Source organism: Gilvimarinus agarilyticus, from assembly GCF_000832015.1.
Lineage (GTDB): Bacteria > Pseudomonadota > Gammaproteobacteria > Pseudomonadales > Cellvibrionaceae > Gilvimarinus > Gilvimarinus agarilyticus.
This window is the reverse complement of the sequence record NZ_JXCJ01000001.1, coordinates 2,546,299-2,564,817: the sequence shown is the minus strand read 5'-3', so window position 1 is coordinate 2,564,817 and position 18,519 is coordinate 2,546,299. Positions and strand designations below refer to the sequence as shown.

The window sequence follows — 18,519 nt, the reverse complement described above, 5'->3', positions numbered from 1 at the left end:
GCTATGTTTTTTCATGAGTCTCAGGCTCACTTTTTTAACCCACTAACGGGTAAATATCGTGAAGTCGTCGTCGAGTGTTTGCGGCTGCTGTATCAAAAGCTGTACACCGACTTGCATGACTACCAAAGCCTGCTGGATCGCAACGGCATCGTCGCGGTGTTTATGGAGGCCATCGCCCGCAACCCGGTGGTATTCGACGATGACGAGCGCGAAGGGGAAGGGCGCTTTAAAAACCAGCGTGAGCTAGCCGGATTTATTTTAAACCGGCTGCTGGAGTTTGGCTGGTTAGAGTGCCAGGTCGATAGCGCCACCTTAACCAGCCATTACGCCTTTACCCGCACCGGCCGACTATTTACTCAGCCGTTGTTGGATATCGGCAAGCAGCGCCTGCATACTCGCCATCGCAATACCCGTAACACTCGTAATAGTTTGCAGGCATTTGCCGATCGTGGTGAGTACAGCGATTTGCTGGACGCGTACGATTACTCCGAGCGTATCATTAGCGACTTCTCGGACATTATCGCCGAGCTTGCCGATCAGCGGCGTGAGTTGGTGCGAGAGATGGAAAGCCAGCAATTGATTAATCGCGCCTCCGACCAGTTTTTTGATTTTATGGAAAAACGCTTTATGCCCGACCTGGCCATTCGCCTGTCGGCCGATAGCGTCGAAAAACACCGCGATGCAATCGCCAGTTTGATGGTGTCTATTAAACGTAAAAACAAAGACTTTAAAGCCGATGCCGAGCGCGAGCTGCGACAAATACTGCCGCAGTTAGTGGCCGAAAACCCCAAGCGCTCGGTACTCTATTACTTACTAGAGGTTATCGAGCGCCGTTTGCGCGATGCATGCGACACCATGTTGCCGCAACTGCGTGGTGCGCTCAATAACTTTACCCGGCGCGCCGAAACCATTATGCGCCAGCTTAGTTATTTAAATAACGGGCAGTCAGATCAACTCATACAAACCTGTAAACTGTTGCGCGGCCAACCTCAGTTACAGCGCCAGGCTCTCAGCAAACTGGCACCCGCGTTGCAAAACTGCACCTTGCGCTATGTAGATCCTGGGCAAAACCAGCTGCGCCAACGGCGCCCAAACCAGGTGGTGTTAAGCCGCGTAGCGGCGGCCCCCAATGTCGACCAGCAAGCGCGCAAGGAGCTGTATATTCAGCAGGTGCTGGATCAGGCGTTTGCCTTTCAGGGGGGGCAGTTGCGCGATTACGTACATCGCGCCCTCGCCGAATCCGGCGTGGTGAATTCGCGTTTTTTGCCGGTAGCCAACGCCCAGGATCTACTCAAACTGTGTCATGTTATTGAAGTGGCTTCGGCCGATAATTTAAATCACGAGTATCACTTTAGCGTTTCGGAGCTTGGCCGCCTTGAGCAACAAGACGACGATTATTTAATCGAGCGAGATATTTTTGAAATCAGACTGCACCAAAAAGCGGAGTCCGCGTGAGCGATAACCTGTTTCTCAACGAGCTTAATAGCGCACTCATTGACGCCAACCTAAGCTTTGATCACTGGCGCGAATTGGTGATACGGCTACTGGATTACGGCGTACTCTGCCGCGGCGAGAGCCAGGTGGAGCAAGAACTGTACGACCGGTTTGTGCGTATCGAGCCCGCGCTGCACGACTATTTAGCCCTCACGGGCATTCGCTTGCAACACGATAGTCGCCATGAGTTTGTCAGGGTGCTACCGCCGGGGGCCGACTTCCCCGGTATTGAGAGCGACGACATTCCCTATACAGGCATGCGCAGCAAGCTTAGCCAGCACGAAATTGCACTGGCTCTGGTGCTGCGCATTGAATACGACAAAGCCTTGCGCGAAGGGCAAGTCGAAGACGGCGGCGCGGTATTGGTGCCCATGGAGTCGGTGGTACTGAGTTTAAAAAACCTACTGGGCCGCGAGTTACCCGAGCCCGTGTCCGAACGGCGACGCCTATTGCGGGGCTTAAAGCAGTTGCGACTCATCGACTACAACAGCGATGACGAACAAGCCGAGCCATGGCTGCGAGTTCGGCCGCTAATTATTAATTACGTCTCCGATAGTGTGATTGACGAATTGTTGCAAGCGACTAACAGTGATGCTGCACCCGATGTATTGCCGGAGCCTGCACAAGATACCACCACAGGCATCAACGAGGCCGAGGGTTAACCGTGTTTTTACGAGAATTCTTTTACGTTAACTGGGGCAATATTCCCAACCGCTGTCTGAGCTTTGACAAAATCAATTTGTTCTCGGGCGGTAACGGCTCGGGTAAAACCACCGCTGCCGACGCCATCCAAACCTTAATGACGGCGGCACACGATGGGCTGTTTCATTTTAATCCGGGGCAGGACGAAAGCACCCAGCGCGGCCGCGGTGGTAAAACCGTGCGCACGCTTGCCTCATATATCTTAGGTTGTGATGACGGCAGCTACGCACGCCCCGACGGCGCCGATGGTTATCTTGCGGGCTTATTTCACCCAACCCCCGGTGAAAGCGGTACCCCGTTTGTCGCCGTTATTGGTGTGCGCGCCATGCTCGATCGCGCCGGCACACAAACAGTTGCCCGGCAAAAAGATATTGAGTTTTTTATTATCAACACTGCCAGCTTCTCACTTTCTGAGCTAGAAAAAGACGATGGCAACGAGCGCCGGGTATTGCCGCTGGATGTAGCCTACACCCGCTTACGGCAGAGTTTTGGCGTCGACAAAGTCGAGCGCTATGAGCGTAAGGGTCAATACCTGGCAAGACTGTACGGCGCCTTACGGGGAAAGCCCGATGCGGTATCCGATCGCGAAGCACGTCGCGCGGCCCAAGCATTCTCGCGCTTTATGGCCTACAAGCCGGTATCCAGTATCGACCAATTCGTCTCCAGTGAAATTCTCGAAGCAAAAGATTTAGGCCGTGCTATCGGCGATGTGTCGAGTATGCTTAAGCGCATTCACGCCATGGACGCCGATGCCAAGTCCTTGCGCGAGCAAATCGGGCTGATCGCCTCGGCGCGTCAAAGCGCAGACCAGTTTGTCGATGCCTGGTTGCAACAGCAGCAATTGGCTTACCAAGCCGCTCGCGCAACGTTTTTGCACGCCCAACGTGACTACGTTAAAGCCAAAGACGAACAGCAGCAACAGCGCGCCGAGCTTACCCAGTGCGAAACCAAGCGTGGTGACTTGCAAACCCGCCGTGAACAGCTTCGGCAACACAGCATTGAACTCGAAGGGCGGCGGCAGGGCGTTGCTGCGCTACGCGATAAAGACACCTTAGAGCGTGACATTAGCGCCAGCCAACGTCAGTTAGCCGAGCTCGCCACCGGCCTCGGCGAGGCCGATCAGCAACTTAAGCGCAATGCCCGCGCCCTGGATACCTTAGTGCGGCTTACGCAGCGTAGCTCATTGGTGTTAGAGCTGCCGCAATTGGGCGAGAAAGAGCGCCTTAATGATATGCGTAAAATCATCGAACTGACCGATGATTTAATCGAGCTGCCCAGGCTGCTGAATCACGACTGGATTGACAGCGCACCGCTGGAGCAACAGGTAGAAAAATCGCAAGCGCTGCAAACATTAAGCGATAAAGTACTGGCGCCACTAGAGCGCGACGGCGCACTGGCCGAGCAAATAAACGAGCTACTGTACTCGCGCACCCGAGAGGCGCAACGTAACAAGCAAAAACTTGAACAGTTACAGGCCGAGGTCGACGCACTGCAAGGTGCGCAAGTGCGCTATCCACGCTATGTCGCTACCGCTCTAAAAGCGATTAACCAGCAGTACCCCGAGGCCGATGCCCGGGTGCTGTGTGATCACGTAGAAATTCTCGATCCCGAGTGGCAGAGCGCTATCGAGGGCTACATTGGCGGCGCGCGGTTTGGCATCTTGGTCGATGCGGAGTTTGAGGCCCGCGCTATCCAGCTGGTGCGGCAACTGCCAAAAAGTGAAGGCCGCGCCCGGGTTATTCAAGGCAGCAAAGCCCGCGCCGATGCGGGTAAAACCGAGCCAGATAGCGATTCGATCGTTGCGTTAATGGGCTTTAGTCACGCCACCGCCGAAGCCTACCTTCGCGCCAGCTACGATAACGTGCGCTGTGTGGCGGATGCCGAACAACTGCGCAATACCCGCCGAGGGTTAACCGCCGATGGTATGGCCTCGGGCAACTACGCGATGTTCCGTTGTGATATGGCCGACGCCGACCTGGTGTTTGGCCAAAGTGCCCGCGAGCGCGCGCTACTGGCCAAGCGTGAAACGTTAACCCGGCTAAACGCCGAGTGGCGTGGTGCTTCCGATCAACTGGCCGAGTTAAAGCAACTGGCCGACGCAGCTAAGCAATTGGCGCCCACACCTTACGGCCATGCTCTCACCGAGCTTGCCGCACAGCAGCGCCGTATTGTCGAGCTTGAACAGGCGCTTGCCGATTTGGATTTAAGCGAGTTTTCTGACCTGGAGGAAAAACTACAGCAACTGCGTAGCGATGAACAAAACGTTGTGGATGATATGGCCGAGCTGGATCGCACCCAGGGCGGTATCGAGCAGCGCCTAAAGCAATTAACAAACGATATCAGAAACCGCTCCGAACGACAGGAAGAGCTACAGGAGGCCGCCGATCAGTGCGAACACAACCTGCGCCTGCACGCCGGCAAGTGGCCCAGCTTTGATGTCGAGGCAACGCTCGAGCGCATCGATCAGGAGTTATCGGTAGAGGCGGCGGCACGCTATCGCAACGAACACGAGGCGTTAGACGGTGAGCTAATTTCGCTGCTTAACCGGCTGCAGAAGCAAATTGTCGAGTACAACCGAGACGCCGGGGGTGATGCTCTGGCCTTTGAGCCCGACTTTAATCAGGACGTAGCCAATTTTAATTTGGTGTGTAGCACCCGCGGCCAGCTCGATAGCCTGCACAACAAGCTCAACAACAATATTCTGGCCAATAAGAGTGAAGAGCTTGCGCGCCTGCGCACCAGCTTTAATCACACCTTTGTCAGCCACTTGTGCCACTCTATTTATCAAGCGGTAGAAGAGGGCGCGCGTAGTTTAGACAGCCTTAACACCGAGCTTGAGCAACACCGCTTTGGGGCCGACCGCGAGCGGTTTTACTTTGGTTGGGAGTGGGTGGCCGAATACCGCGACTACTGGCAGTTTTTTAAAGCCGTGATGCACAACCCGGGGTTGGAAGAGAGTGACGGGCTATTTTCCGACGAGCTGAGCCCCAAACACAGGCAGGTGCGCGATCACTTAATGGCCATGCTGCTGGACGACGACCGGGAGCGAGCCGAGCGCGAGCTGGCGCGGATTACCGATTACCGTCACTACCGCCGCTATGAAATTTACAAGCAGCCCGAGGGCAAAGAGCCTATCGCACTGTCACGCTACGGCACCGGCTCCGGGGGGCAGCTTGAAACCCCAGCTTACATCATCCGCGCCGCCGCCATTACCTCGGCGTTTCGCTTTAGTGAAGGCGATACCCACCTGCGCATGGTATTGGTGGATGAGGCCTTCTCGAAAATGGACGAGCACCGCTCGCGCGAGGTCATTCGCTATCTAACCGAAGCGCTTGGGCTACAGTTATTGTTTATTATGCCCACCAGCAAATCCGGGCCCTTTATGGATATTATTACCCATCAAACGGTCTTTACCAAATGCGCCACCACCGATTATATTGGTGAGCTTAAAAGCCGGGTGTTAGTCGACAGCCAAAAGCTTAATGTCGATAAAGTCGGTAAATTATGGGCCGAGCATCGCGCCGAGGTAAGTCATCAGGCCGCGCTGGATTTTATGGAGGAGTTTGTGAGCTAGTGGCCCACCCTGGTCATCAACGCAAACCACAGTGAATACACATTATGAGTGAAATGATTCCGGTTAACCTGCCCACCGAAGGCAATAGCTGGCAGGCTCGCTTTAACCGCTTGCGCAGCAACAAAGCGTTTGAGCTGTTCGTGGTAGGGATTATCGTATTTTCGGCGCTGGTGATCGGCGCCAAAACGTACGACATTCCGCCTCTGGCCAGTAAAATTGTGGTGGGGCTCGACTGGGCTATTACCCTGTTCTTCTTACTCGAGGTCAGTATTCGGTTTTGGGGCGAGCCGCGCAAACGGGACTTTTTTAAATCCGCCTGGAACATCTTCGACACCATCATCGTGGTGGTCAGCTTAATCCCTATCGAAAACAGCGATATGGCCCTGGTGGGGCGACTTATTCGGGTGTTTCGGGTACTGCGGATGGTTTCGATCATCCCAGAACTGCGCATTCTGCTTAGCTCTTTGCTAAAAGCACTGCCGCAGTTGGGTTATGTGGCCCTGCTGATGTTTATTATTTTTTATATCTACGGCGCCATCGGCAGTTTGTTTTTTGCCGACATCAACGATGTACTCTGGGGTGATATTGCCATCAGTATGCTCACCTTGTTTCGCGTAATGACCTTCGAGGACTGGACCGATGTCATGTACGAAACCATGGCGGTGTACCCCTTAAGCTGGCTCTTTTATGTAAGCTTTATTTTCTTAACCGCCTTTGCCTTTTTAAACATGATTATCGGTATTGTGGTTAATGTGATTGAAAAAGAAAACCAGGCGCGCCAAATAGAAGAAGAGGGCGAGCAACCCGCCCGCTCAGACCTTGAGGCCCAGCTGGTGCAGTTGCAGCGCTCTATGGATTTACTTTTGCAACAACAAAACAAAGCGGCTGATAAACCCGACGCCAACCACTAACCTGATGTTACCGGAGTAACCTATGGCGGATCTAGACCACCTGATTAATCGGGTCGACGCACTGCTCGATCGACTGGAGCGCTTTGTACCAGCCGCGCCACCGGCGACAGATTGGAGTGCCCCGGCTTTTTACTGGCGCCCCGGCGCTACCGGCGGGCATTTACAGGCGATTAACAAGCCGCACCATATTCCTCTCGAGGCGTTGCAAAACGTCGAGCAACAAAAAGCCGCCGTACTGCGTAACACTGCGCAATTTGCCGCCGGTAAGCCTGCCAATAACGTGCTGCTAACCGGCTCGCGCGGCACCGGTAAATCGACCCTGATCAAAGCCTGCTGGTACGCTCACAAAGATACCGTCAAACTTATTGAAATCGACAAGCCCGACCTCACCAGCCTGGGCGAGCTGTTACAACAGATTACTGACCGGCCCGAGCGCTTTATTGTGTACTGCGATGATCTATCGTTTGAAGAGGGCGAGCATCACTACAAAGCCCTTAAATCCGCGTTAGATGGCTCGATATGCGCACCCGGCGATAACGTACTGTTTTACGCCACCAGCAACCGGCGCCATATACTGCCGCACAGAATGAGTGAGAACCTCGAAACCACTCAAGAAAATGGTGAAATTCGCCCCGGCGACAGCATCGAAGAAAAAACCTCGCTGGCCGAGCGCTTTGGTTTGTGGCTAAGCTTTTACCCCTTTAGGCAAGAGGAGTACTTAGCCGCTGCACGCTTTTGGATCGAGGATATGGGTGGCACCTGGGATGATGAGATGCGTGCAGCGGCGTTGCGCTGGACCATGACGCGTGGATCGCGCAGCGGGCGGGTGGCCTGGCAGTTTGCCCGCGATACGATTGGGGCGTTGGGTTTATAGGGTAGGGCGTTATAGCGGCTTTGTTTGCCTCAAGTCGCCAGCTGGCTACATTGTCATACCGCGCCCTGGATCCCGTATCCAACTACATCGTCATACCGGCCTGGAGCCGGTATCCAGCGGCTTTGTTCACTACGTAGTACATGATGATGCCGCTAACGCGGGCTCTAGTTTATATGCCCGCGTCGCCGGGCGTGGCGAGTGACTTTTCTTTGTTTGGCCAAAGCAAAGTAACCAAAAGGCCGCTCCTGCGCATCCCTGCGCCCACGGCATTAGTGAATCCATTCACGTCAAAGGCCACCCCGGCACCTCAGCCCTGCGGGTCCCCTCGCTTCGGCCGATTTTAGAGGGCCGCATCGACACGCCGTCCATGGCGTGGCGATGCTTGCGCACGCGTCCATGCGTTTACCCACTAAAATAGGCCTCCGCTCGGCTGGCTGCAGGGGCCCCAAAAGTGGCGCTTCGTAGCTGGTTTGGGTTGGTAGTTGCGTTTCCTGCTGTGGCATAATATTCTACGGTAAAATAAGCGCAAATCGTGCTTTCCTCGGACATGGAACTGTCAGAAATGTCGTCTTTTTCCTTTTCAATCAAATCCTTTCTGTGTTCTCTTAAACCAATCTCTACTGGAGATAGGTTGTCGGGCGCACTTTTCAATTCGCACACTTATAAGCTGTTAAGTGAGTAAAGGACATGACAAATGAATCGATATTCTTACTTGTAACAGTTCCTTTCGGATTCTACTGTTTGGTGTTTCCGTCCAATGCGAGGAAGGTTATTGCTTTATTAATGAGGGCTACAGCGAGATTTCAACTTACTAGCTTCTCTGACTCCGACACGAAGGCCAGGCCAATCTTCATACGGATCATCGGAGTGATGAATTTATTTATGGCTGGGCTTATATATCTAAAGGGTTCTGGCGGTTAATGAAAATTTCATTACTTAATAAGGTGGTGTTGTAGCCATCGGCTGGGACCTTCGTTCCACTAAGGCTACATACGGCCCCAAATCACGGCGTCATGCAGGAATTAATTATGGATGTTAGTTGTGTCGTTGTGGAGCTGAAACCAGACAGTATTGGCCGTGCGAAAGCGGCATACGTGTACAAAGTTCCCAGTCTCTGGATCCCCGGTCAACGCTCCGCTTATGCCGGGGATGACGTTGTAGCAAGTGATGTGCTGACCTTTGTTGTCAGTTTTCTCTTTCCACAGTTAATTTTAAACTCAACTACGAAGTACCGCTTTTGACTTCCCCCGTAGATACAGCCGAATGGAGGCTTATTTTATCGGTTGAGCACACAGGACGTGTGCGAGAGGATTGTCAGGGCATGGAGAAGGTGAATGCCGAAGGCAGAGAGGCCGGCCTGGGCCGCGCCCTGTCAATCCGTGCCGTTAAAATCAGCTGGAATGAGGGGACCCGCAGGGCTGGATATGTGGGGGCGCGCCTTTGACGTGAATGGATTCACTAATGCCGTGAGCGCATGGATGCGCAGGAACGGCTGAGTACTTTTCGTCGCGAAACGAAAAGTACGTCGCCACGCCCGGCGACGCGGGCTTATAGGCTAAAGCCCGCGTTAGCGGCATTCTCATACAAAAAAACCAGCCACTAGATCCCCGGTCAACGCTCCGCTTATGCCGGGGATGACGTTGTAGTGGGCTTAGAACACGCGGATCTGCCTTTTGCAGTTAATTTACTTTTCCTAAATCAACAAGAGACTCGCTAACAAAAAAAGCCCAGACAATGTCTGGGCTTTTTAACAACTAAAACGCCATCTCAAGCGTCACCCGAAAACTACGCGGCTCTAACGGATGATAATGTACATCCTCTACCGCCGACGCTTCACCCGCTAACTGCGAGGCGTAGAAGTAATCAATGTCGTGATCGTTGCTGTCGAGTAAATTAAGAATATCTAAACTCACTGTGAGCGGCTTAAACCGGTAGCCCAACTTAGCGTTTAGTAAGGTGCTTGCGTCGGAGCTTACATCGCCTGTTTCTACTAACGGTCGTGGGCCGAAGTAGCGCAGCCGCAAGCTGCCAAACACGCCGCTGGCGTAATCAGCACTGACGCCCAGTTGCAGTACATCCTCTACCGCGCCCGGCACGTGGCGCCCCGGTTGCTCGTTGACAAAGCGGGCGTGGGTGTAGGCGTACTCCAGGTCCAGCGTCCAATTATCGTTTAGCCGGTAGTAACCGGTAAGCTCCAGCCCCGTGCGCTCGGTTTTGTCGCTCGCCTCGGTGTTGCCGGCGTCGCCTACAAACAGCAGTTCGCTATCGAGCTCTAAATACCAAAGGGCGGCGGAGACATTAATGCGCTCGTTAAAGTTAGCGCGCAGGCCAAGCTCTGAGCCAAACGAGCGCACCAGTGGGTCGACGGTATCTACCGCGCTGCCATCCGCGGGGTCGATACGAATGGTGGTGCCGCGTGCGTCGTTGGAGTGAAAACCGGTGCCGGCGGACAGGTAGCCCTCCCAGTTGTCTGTTAGCCGATACACGGCGCTGGCCTTAACGGAGGCGATACCATCGTCGGCCTGGCCGCTGTTGCGGGTTAAATCGACTCCGGCATTGTTTCTGCCGGCGAGGTCATTGACATCAAAGTCGTAAAAATCGTAGCGCCAGCCGAGCACCGTTTTAAATCGTTCGCTCCAGTTGATTTCGGTATCCATATAGGTGGCGATACTCGATTCGGTGATTTGATCGCGGCGTACCGTACCCAAGCGTTGTCGTGCCTGGGTATGAAAAAGGCCCACCTCGGCAATATCATCGATGCGCGTTTCCACTCCGTAGCGGTTGTGTACCGCTAGCGAGCCCAGGGTAAGGTCGTGTTGGTATTGCAGTTTACCGCCGTACACCTGGCGCTCGTCCACTTGCTCAAATTGATCGCCATTGATGGGGTCGTCGAGAAAGTAAGTAAAATTCGACCACAAGGATAAGTCGTAATCAATGGCGTAGGCGCTGGCCAGCCAGTGGTCGTTTTGCCACTTAATACTCGCGCTGTAGCGTGAAGACTTGCCGCCGGTGGTGGTATCGATGGAGCCAAGCTCGTCAATTACGCCAGTTTGCACAGCGCGAGTTGGTATTTGATCGGCACTGTTCCATTTATTGCTATAGCCCATTAGGGACCAGGTTAGAGTGCCGTCGGCCAAAGCTCTTGTCGCTTTTATTTGGCCGTTGTACTTCTCAAGGTCTTCGTCAATGTCCGTCCAGGGGCCTTGGTAACCATTGGCCTCAAAGCCCCACATTAATTCCGTTTCGCCGGCGTGAAACGAATCAGCGGCAAATAAACGGTAGTACTCATCACTGCCGGCGGTTAACTTAAGCTGGCCCTCGTTAAAGCCGCTTTTACTGGTCATAAACCCGGCGCCGGCGCCACTAAAATCGCCCACATCGGCGTAGTAGGGGCCTTTTTTGTAACGCAGAGTTGCCACGGACTCAGGAATCATAAAGTTGAGATCGGTATAACCTTGCCCATGGCCATGGCTGCGCATATTAATGGGCATATCGTCGTAGAAGGTGGCAAAGTCGGTGCCGTGATCCAGGTTAAAGCCCCGTAAAAAGTACTGGTTGGCTTTACCGGCGCTGCTGTGCTGGGTAACGACCATTCCCGGTATTAACTCTAATACCTCACCCGAGCGCAGCAGTGCGCGAGTCTCGATATCACGCTGCGAGACAACGCCCTCAGACGCCGAGACGCTTTCTCCAATTAAATTAACCCGATGACCCGACACTTCGATTTCTTCTATCTCATGGGCGAGCAAGGGCTGTGACGCCGCTATAGCCGTTAAAGCGAGCCAAATAGGTGAGCGTGTAGCGCCCTGGGGAGTCGTTTGCCGTGGCATGATGCATCCTTTGTCATTATCTGCGAGTGTTTATCATATTCGAGACTGATCTATTTACGGATCATAGGCGTAAACATTAAAGCTGCTGAATATTAATTATTCCATAATAATCAATATGTTATATAATTTTCCGTAGGTGGTTTTAAGCCCTGACAACACCGATTGCCAATCGGTGTTTAGTAAAAACAAAAGGGCGAGCCGCGAAAACGAATAAGGCGTAATAGCTATGAAGGCACGATCACAAAGCAACACCTTGCCACACCTGGGTGAACTGGAGCTGGCTTTACTGCGCGCGCTGTGGGATGTGCCTGAATGTGACGCCAAGAGCTTACAGCGTGATTTAGCCGACGCGTTAAAGAGCAGCTTAAATACCGTGCAGTCCGCCCTCGAAAGATTACATCGCAAGGGGTTAATCAAACGCGCAAAGCGTGGGCGTGCCTATGTATACCAAGCCGAGCTAAGCCGGGGAGAGTTTTTGGGTAAACTTATCGGCAAGGTTATAACTCAGGTTCACAGCGGCAGCATGACGCCGATATTAAGTGGGTTTGTCGATTTTGCTCACGAGATTGACCACCAATCGCTCGATGAGCTGGAAAGGCTAATCAGCAAGCGACGGGACAAAACGGAAGACCGTAAAAACAGCGACGGAGAAAAACAGTGAGTTATCTGCTGGCGGGTATCACTGTTTGGTTGTTGCTACTACTGGCTCTGCGGCTGGCTACACCGTTAATCGAGCGCTGGCTCTTGCCGCTGCATCCGGCGGAGGCCAGTTTATTATTATGGGTAGTGCTCCTGTTGCCGTTTTGTAGCGCACTAATCATTGCATTAGAGCTTACGAGCCCCGGGTGGTCTCATTGGTTTGTGTCCGAGCACTGCCACAACCTGATATCGTCTCAGGCTCCGGGGGGCGGGCTCGAACAACTGCTACTGTGCGGCCAACACGCTCCTTTAGTGCCTCATATCCCCTGGCTCAAGAGCCTCGCCATGTTAGCGGCTGCGCTGTTTAGCGGCGCGCTTATGTATCGGTTGTGGCGCAGCCAGCAAACCGTGCAATCTTTTATCGCATTGGCCGACCCTCATTCACTGACCAATGTGTATGTGCTGCCCAGCGATGAACCGGTGGCTTTTACCCTGGGTTACTGGCGCTCGCGAATTTTTATCTCCCGCGGGCTAATTGAACGCTGCAGCGAGCACACCATACACGCTGTGGTCGAGCACGAAAGGGCGCATCAGTTACGGCACGACAACCTTCGCTTGTTTATCGCAAAACTAGCGGTGTTACCAGGCGGGTGGTTCCTGCAGCGGCTGCTTAATCGGCTAGAGCTTGCTAACGAGCAGGCCTGCGATTGCTACGCGACTCGTTTTGTGGCTCCTGCGGATGTGGCCACCAGTATTGTCACAGTGGCCCGCTTACATAAGCGCTTTTTTGAATCACAAATGCCTGAGGCCGCGAGTTATTTTTGTCGCAGCCACATACCTGAGCGCGTAAAAGCACTGCTTGATTATCAGTACCCGGAAAAAGCCGGTTGGCACCGGCTGTTGTGGTTGGGTGCGAGTGCGCTAGTGGCTATAACACTGCTGCTTGATCCGTTACATCACTGGATCGAGTGGTGGCACTAAGCGTCTGGCGGTAAAGCTCTAAATAGGTTCTGGCGCTTTTGCCCCAGGCAAAGTCCTGGCTCATGGCGTTGTCTTGTAGCTTGCGCCACAGCAATGGGTTGTCAAAGCACGTGAGCGCATGATTTAACGCCGATGCCAAGGCCGTGCCCGATGCCTCAGAAAATAAAAACCCCGTTTCATCGACATTATCCAGCGCACTGGTATGGGTGGCGTCTATCGCGCCCGATGAGTCCGAGAAATTAACAATCGTGTCGCGCAAGCCACCCACAAAGTGTGCTACCGGAATTGTGCCGTAACGTTGGCTGTACATTTGGTTTAGCCCGCAAGGCTCAAACAGCGAGGGCATTAAAAAGATATCGCTGCCGGCCTCAATGCGGTGGGACAAACCTTCATCGTAGCCAATGGTTACCGACACCTGCTGCGGAAAGCGAGCCTGCAAGGCTATTAACGCTGTTTCAAACTCGGCCTGTCCCGAGCCAATAACCACCAATTGACAGCGTTGTTGCTGTAATAGCGATGGCAACGCTTCAAGTAATAAGGCAATACCTTTTTGCTCGACTAATCGGCCAATAAACCCAACTAATGCCAATGAATCATGCTCTGGTAAACCCAGCTCACGCTGTAACGCTGCTTTATTAAACGCCTTGCGTTTTAGCGTGCGTCGGTTGTAGTTAACCTCCAGGTGTCGATCGCTACCCGGGTTCCAGGTATCGGTATCAATACCATTGACAATCCCACTTAAACAATGGGCGCGATAGGTTAACAGCCCCTCAAGGCCACAGCCAAAGGCCTCGGTTTTTATCTCCTCAGCGTAGCTTGGGCTAACGGTGGTAATAGCATCGGCGTACACTAAGCCGGCTTTTAAATAGGAGAAGTTACCCCAAAACTCTAAACGCTCGTGGTGCCACCAGTGCTCCGGTAAATTAAGGCTGCTAAACGCCTGATAATCAAAAATGCCGCGATAGGCCAAATTGTGAATGGTAAATACCGAGGCGGGGGCTGCAGTGTGTTGCGCGAGTAACGCGGGCAACAAGCCGGTTTGCCAATCGTTAGCGTGTACCACATCGGGCTGCCATTGAAGGCCGATATTATTTAGCGCAATAGCCTCGGCCACTTTGCAAAACATATAAAAGCGGTAGGGGTTGTCCGGCCAGTCGGCACCGGTCGAATCCCCGTACAAGCCGCCGTCGCGATCGGAAAACTCTGGAATATCCACCAGCCAGACCGGCACCCGGCTGCCAGTCAGGCGTGATTGCCACAACTTTACCGGTGCTCCACTGATCGTAAATTCGCGCAGTAACTTTAGCCCTTGGGGCCTGGCGTGCTCCAGAGTTGTTTTATAGGCAGGCAGTAACAAGCGCACCTGAACCCCAAGGCGTGCAAGAGCGCGGGGCAGGGCCCCTCCAACGTCACCTAAGCCACCGGTTTTAGCTAACGGATACGCCTCTGAGCACGCAAACAAAACCTTCACACCAAGCTCCTTTCGAAATTTTGTAGACTACTACGTGTGCGCGTTAAACGTTTAACCACGACACTTGAGCACGATACCCGCCAGTGGCGGTAGTGTTAGCGACAGCGAGTAGGGCTGATTCATCCAGGGCTCCTGCTGGGCCTGTAGGCTGTCGCCGTTGCCTACATTACTGCCACCATAATAGGTGGAATCTGAGTTAAAGATCTCGTAATACTCGCCAGCATCCGGTACCCCAACCCGGTAGTCGTAGCGGGGAGCCGGGGTAAAATTTAGGATGACGATCACACGCTCGTGCTCGCCCTGGCGTATATAGCTAATAACCGATTGGCGGTTATCGTGGCAGTCTATCCAGTCAAATCCGTCGCCGCTGTAATTACGTTGGTGAAGGGCGGGCTGATTGCGGTACAAGCCATTGAGGTCAGCAACAGATTGCTGCAGTTGCTGATGGCGCTCGTACTGCATTAACGGCCAATCCAGCTCACCTTTATCGCTCCACTCCGACCACTGGCCAAACTCCGAGCCCATAAATAATAACTTACTGCCGGGGTAGGTAAACTGAAAGGTATACAGCAGCCGTAAATTGGCAAACTTTTGCCAGTCATCACCGGGCATTTTGTTAATCATGCTGCCTTTACCGTGTACCACTTCATCGTGGCTAAAAGGCAGCTGAAAGTTCTCGCTAAAAGCGTACATCATGCCAAAGGTCAGGTTGTCGTGATGATACTGGCGGTAGATAGGATCTTTACTCATATATTGCAACGAGTCGTGCATCCAACCCATATTCCACTTTAGTGAAAACCCCAGGCCGCCCAAATAAACCGGCCCCGACACTTGCGGCCAGGAGGTACTTTCTTCGGCAATCACTAACACGCCTGGGTGCTGGCCGTGGCACTGGATGTTGAGCTCGCGGACAAACTCGACCGCCTCAAGGTTTTCGTTGCCGCCGTAGCGGTTGGGAATCCACTCACCTTCATCGCGCGAGTAGTCGAGGTGCAGCATTGAGGCGACCGCATCTACCCGAAGGCCATCCAAATGGAATTCGTCCAACCAATAAAGGGCGCTGGCGATTAAAAAATTGCGCACTTCGTTGCGCCCGTAATTAAAAATTAAAGTGCCCCAATCTTTGTGCTCACCGAGGCGAATGTCCTCATGCTCATACAGGGCGCTGCCGTCAAAGCGGGCTAGCGCAAACGCATCTTTAGGGAAGTGCGCCGGCACCCAATCGAGAATGACACCAATATTGTGGTTGTGCAGGTGGTTCACAAAATAACGAAAGTCATCGGGGGTGCCAAAACGGCTGGTAGGGGCAAAGTAGCCGGTGCTTTGGTACCCCCACGAGTCATCTAACGGGTGCTCCGCCACCGGTAGAACTTCAATATGCGTAAAACCTAATGGCACCACGTAATCCACAAGTCGGTGGGCCAATTCTCGGTAGTTTAAAAACTGGTTATCCGCTCCCCGTTGCCAACTGCCTAAGTGGACTTCATACACACTCAGTGGGCTCTGCTGCCAGCTCCAGAGTCGGCGGCGGTTCATCCATTCGTTGTCCGTCCACACTTGCTCTGGGTCGGCGCTATAAACCAGCGCGGCCGTATTGGGCCGAGTCTCAAAGTAGCGGCCATAGGGGTCGGTTTTAACGGTTATCGCGCCCGTATCCCGCGCGCGTATCTCAAACTTGTATTTGGTGTCTGCAGCAACCTCGGGGATAAACAGCTCCCACACGCCACTGCTACCGCGCGAGCGCATCGCGTGGCAACGGCCATCCCAGCGGTTAAAGTCGGCCACCACGCTGACTCGCTCGGCGCCCGGCGCCCAGGTGGCAAACAGCACGCCGGCAACACCATCAATCACTTTAGGGTGGGCACCCAATATGTGGTGAATGTTCCAGTTACGTCCCTCAGCAAACAGGTGTAAATCGTATTCGCTAATTTGCGGCTCAAAGGCATAGGGGTCGTGGTGGTGGTGATGGTTGTTGTATTCGTCTTGCCAGCGCAACCGATAAACGCGGGCGGGGCGCTCGGCGATCTGATCGACCATATAGAAATCGCTATCGGGTAGCTGAGCTAGCTCGACGGACTCGTCGTCAAACTCTGCGTAAACCGAGCCACGGGCGTGGGGTAGAAAGGTGATTAGCTGCCAGTGAGCCGCATCGCCGGTAATAGAGGTTTTAGCGTTGTTGGATTGGCTTTCAGTGGGATGCAACCCCAACACCGAAAATGGATCGTGACTGCTTGCTGCACTAATACGTAGCATTTCGTTGCTAAGGGGTGATCCTTTGGGGCGCGGCATAAGCTGCTTATTCCTTTTGCCAGTGGCTGAACACAAAACCGTAACACAGTTTAGTTATAGTTTAGGCCATTCGTGCCCACTCATTTAGCACGGCCCAAAATGAGACTGTAATGTTTATGATTCACCGCACATTTGTAGCACGTTTGATGCCATAGAGTTAACGTTACGCTATACGTTACCGTCATTGGCCTCTATATTAAGTGCTCATCACTACAATGTTATATCAACGCATTTGGCGTCAGTATATCGCCCCCTTGTGACAGAATCGTGAGTTCGCTATGACCCAGACGTTTACCCCGCATTACTCTATGGCACTCAACTTGCTATTAAATATTTCTGTCATATCCCGATAGGCAACAAGGAGCGTTTGCCAGGTAGTTATCGATTTGTTTTCAACAGGCAATACCCCTTACGCTATCGCCAGGTAGTGATAGCCAGTGAAGAGCTAATCGTTAGTCATAGCCCCCTATGGTGAAACTAGCAGCAAGGAGCAATACCGTATGACCAACCCCGCATCAGGACGTTTTGTCAGCCGCCTAACCCGAGAAACCCTCGCCTTAGTGCTGGCTGGAGGCCAGGGAACCCGGCTCAAAAACTTAACCCAATGGCGCGCCAAACCGGCGGTACATTTTGGTGGCAAGTTTCGCATTATTGACTTTCCTTTATCCAATTGCGTTAACTCGGGCATTCGCCGGGTCAGCGTGCTTACTCAGTACAAGTCGCACTCGCTAAACCGCCATATTCAACGGGGCTGGGGCTTTTTAGGCGGGCAAATGGGAGAGTTTGTCGAGCTGCTGCCCGCACAACAGCGCCTGGGAGAATCCTGGTACGCAGGCACCGCCGATGCCGTGCGCCAAAACCTCGACATCATCAAGCGTCACGACCCAAGCTATGTGCTTATTCTGGCCGGTGACCACGTTTATAAAATGGATTACGGCACCATGATTGGAGCCCACGTAGAAAGCGGCGCTGACATTACCGTGGGGTGTATCGAGGTGGCCTGTGAAACGGCCAGCGCCTTTGGCGTAATGGATGTCGATACTGACTACAACATTGTAAAGTTTACCGAAAAACCCCCCGAGCCCGAGCACATACCGGGCAAACCCGGCATTGCATTAGCCTCAATGGGTATTTATGTTTTCTCTACCGATGTGTTAATGGAAGAGCTAGAGCGCGACCAATTATCCGAGGGCTCATCCCACGACTTTGGCAAAGACATTATCCCCTCACTGCTCAAATCTCACAAAGTAGTTGCCTTCCCGTTTAAAGATCCGGTGAGTGGCGGCGAGGCGTACTGGCGCGATGTGGGTACCGTTGATGCACTTTGGCAATCAAACCTTGAGCTAACCGGCATTACCCCCGAGCTCGATCTGTACGACTCTGAGTGGCCCATCTGGACCTATCAAGAACACGTACCACCGGCCAAGTTTGTGTTTGATGACTCTGGCCGCCGGGGTATGGCGGTCGACTCGATGGTGGCGGGCGGCTGTATCGTCTCGGGTGCGGTGGTGCGTCACTCATTGCTGTTCCCCCGGGTCAGGGTCAACTCTTACTCAGAGGTGATCGACTCGGTGCTGTTCCCCAGCGTCGAGATAGGCCGCAACTGCAAAATCAAAAAAGCCCTGATTGATCGCGACTGCGTCATCCCAGAGGGGACGGTTATTGGCTACGATGAAGCCGCTGATCGCGAACGTTTTTATGTCTCTCCCGCAGGAGTTGTATTGGTTACCCCCGATATGTTGTCTGGAGAATAG

The 18,519-nt window shown here is 53.4% G+C and carries 11 protein-coding genes; 8 read left to right on the top strand and 3 right to left on the bottom strand.

Annotated elements, in window-relative coordinates; genetic code table 11:
* Window positions 1-3: 3 nt before the first annotated feature.
* The 5 genes from SD69_RS10960 to SD69_RS10940 are packed head-to-tail and all read left to right on the top strand — an operon-like array spanning window position 4 to window position 7,555.
* Complete coding sequence (locus SD69_RS10960) at window positions 4-1,455, top strand: Wadjet anti-phage system protein JetA family protein (RefSeq protein WP_041523252.1); 1,452 nt, start codon at window positions 4-6, stop codon at window positions 1,453-1,455.
* Entirely contained in the window at window positions 1,452-2,156 is a 705-nt protein-coding gene (locus SD69_RS10955) for a DUF4194 domain-containing protein (protein WP_198144087.1), read from the top strand. The genes SD69_RS10960 and SD69_RS10955 overlap by 4 nt, the downstream gene beginning before the upstream one ends.
* A gap of 2 nt (window positions 2,157-2,158) precedes the next feature.
* On the top strand, window positions 2,159-5,770 hold the full coding sequence (locus SD69_RS10950; RefSeq protein ID WP_041523251.1) for an ATP-binding protein: 3,612 nt from the start codon (window positions 2,159-2,161) through the stop codon (window positions 5,768-5,770).
* Between the two features lie 44 nt (window positions 5,771-5,814).
* On the top strand, window positions 5,815-6,681 hold the full coding sequence (locus SD69_RS10945; RefSeq protein WP_052481086.1) for an ion transporter: 867 nt from the start codon (window positions 5,815-5,817) through the stop codon (window positions 6,679-6,681).
* A 22-nt stretch (window positions 6,682-6,703) separates the two neighbouring features.
* Window positions 6,704-7,555, top strand: a complete 852-nt coding sequence (locus tag SD69_RS10940; protein WP_041523250.1) for an ATP-binding protein — start codon at window positions 6,704-6,706, stop codon at window positions 7,553-7,555.
* A 1,754-nt stretch (window positions 7,556-9,309) separates the two neighbouring features.
* Here the strand turns inward: SD69_RS10940 and SD69_RS10925 are convergent.
* Window positions 9,310-11,385, bottom strand: a complete 2,076-nt coding sequence (locus tag SD69_RS10925) for a TonB-dependent receptor (protein ID WP_041523247.1) — start codon at window positions 11,383-11,385, stop codon at window positions 9,310-9,312.
* Window positions 11,386-11,611: 226 nt separating this feature from the next.
* On the opposite strand from SD69_RS10925, the gene SD69_RS10920 reads away from it, so the two are divergent.
* Complete coding sequence (locus SD69_RS10920) at window positions 11,612-12,046, top strand: BlaI/MecI/CopY family transcriptional regulator (RefSeq protein ID WP_041523246.1); 435 nt, start codon at window positions 11,612-11,614, stop codon at window positions 12,044-12,046.
* Window positions 12,043-13,005: a M56 family metallopeptidase gene (locus tag SD69_RS10915; RefSeq protein ID WP_041523245.1), complete on the top strand. Its 963-nt coding sequence runs from the start codon at window positions 12,043-12,045 to the stop codon at window positions 13,003-13,005. Before SD69_RS10920 ends, SD69_RS10915 begins: the two co-directional genes overlap by 4 nt.
* Here SD69_RS10915 and glgA read toward each other — a convergent pair.
* A complete protein-coding gene (glgA, locus tag SD69_RS10910) occupies window positions 12,953-14,476 on the bottom strand; it encodes a glycogen synthase GlgA (protein ID WP_052481085.1) in 1,524 nt (507 codons plus the stop codon). The two genes, SD69_RS10915 and glgA, sit on opposite strands and share 53 nt — an antisense overlap.
* 51 nt (window positions 14,477-14,527) lie before the next feature.
* Window positions 14,528-16,765 (bottom strand): 1,4-alpha-glucan branching protein GlgB, encoded by a 2,238-nt coding sequence (glgB, locus tag SD69_RS10905; RefSeq protein ID WP_041523244.1) that lies wholly within the window; start codon window positions 16,763-16,765, stop codon window positions 14,528-14,530.
* 500 nt (window positions 16,766-17,265) lie between these two features.
* On the opposite strand from glgB, the gene glgC reads away from it, so the two are divergent.
* Window positions 17,266-18,519: a glucose-1-phosphate adenylyltransferase gene (glgC, locus tag SD69_RS10900; protein ID WP_041523243.1), complete on the top strand. Its 1,254-nt coding sequence runs from the start codon at window positions 17,266-17,268 to the stop codon at window positions 18,517-18,519.

Coding starts and splice junctions, on each gene's coding strand:
- SD69_RS10960 (WP_041523252.1), top strand. CDS start 4: ATGTTTTTTCATGAGTCTCAGGCTCACTTTTTTAACCCACTAACGGGT.
- SD69_RS10945 (WP_052481086.1), top strand. CDS start 5,815: ATGAGTGAAATGATTCCGGTTAACCTGCCCACCGAAGGCAATAGCTGG.
- SD69_RS10940 (WP_041523250.1), top strand. CDS start 6,704: ATGGCGGATCTAGACCACCTGATTAATCGGGTCGACGCACTGCTCGAT.
- SD69_RS10925 (WP_041523247.1), bottom strand. CDS start 11,385: ATGCCACGGCAAACGACTCCCCAGGGCGCTACACGCTCACCTATTTGG.
- SD69_RS10920 (WP_041523246.1), top strand. CDS start 11,612: ATGAAGGCACGATCACAAAGCAACACCTTGCCACACCTGGGTGAACTG.
- glgB (WP_041523244.1), bottom strand. CDS start 16,765: ATGCCGCGCCCCAAAGGATCACCCCTTAGCAACGAAATGCTACGTATT.
- glgC (WP_041523243.1), top strand. CDS start 17,266: ATGACCAACCCCGCATCAGGACGTTTTGTCAGCCGCCTAACCCGAGAA.